At 74.2% G+C, this 652-nt stretch carries 1 protein-coding gene; it reads left to right on the top strand.

Going from position 1 to position 652, the window contains the following annotated elements:
* Positions 1-192: 192 nt before the first annotated feature.
* Positions 193-645, top strand: a complete 453-nt coding sequence (locus tag ABD353_RS39880; RefSeq protein ID WP_030277985.1) for a DUF742 domain-containing protein — start codon at positions 193-195, stop codon at positions 643-645.
* Positions 646-652 lie beyond the last annotated feature (7 nt).

The following is a 652-nucleotide window of genomic DNA, read 5'->3' as shown; positions in this document are numbered from 1 at the left end:
CGCCGTCCTCACCCCCGCCCTCCGGGCAGAACTGCAGGGCAGCCTGCTGCACTGAATTCCCGACCCCCGCAATGCGCCCGGCCCGCCCGGCCGGGCGCACCGACCATCGGCCGCCCCCGGGTGGCCGACCGCCCCAGCCGGCACCGACCGGCTGGAACCCCGCTGCGAACGGCGGCAGCACGAGGAGGACCTATGACCCCGCCCCCGACACCGGCCGGCTCGTACGGCAACGGGTACGGCAGTGGCTACGGCGGCCAGCAGGCCGGCGGCTACGGTGGGCAGCAGCAGTCCGGCGGCTACGAGCAGCAGCCGCTCGTCCGTCCGTACGCGATGACCGGCGGCCGTACCCGGCCGCGGTACCAGCTGGCGATCGAGGCGCTGATCTCGACCACCGGCTCGGCCGAGCGCTCCGGCGGTCTGCTGCCCGAGCACGCCCGGATCGTCGGACTCTGCCGCGAGGTCAAGTCCGTCGCGGAGATCTCGGCCCTGGCCGGTGTCCCGCTCGGTGTCGCCCGTATTCTCGTCGCCGACCTGGCCGAGGCCGGCCTGGTCACCATCCACCAGCCCGCTGCCGCGGGCGAGTCCGGCGGTGCGCCTGACGTCACGCTGCTCGAAAGGGTCCTCAGTGGACTTCGCAAGCTCTAACGCGGCC

It is taken from the genome of Kitasatospora arboriphila (assembly GCF_039528095.1).
Taxonomy (GTDB): Bacteria; Actinomycetota; Actinomycetes; order Streptomycetales; family Streptomycetaceae; genus Kitasatospora; species Kitasatospora arboriphila.
This window is presented reverse-complemented; position numbering and strand designations above follow the sequence as displayed.

Excerpts from the sequence above, each read along its gene's own strand:
- ABD353_RS39880 (WP_030277985.1), top strand. The coding sequence starts at position 193 with ATGACCCCGCCCCCGACACCGGCCGGCTCGTACGGCAACGGGTACGGC.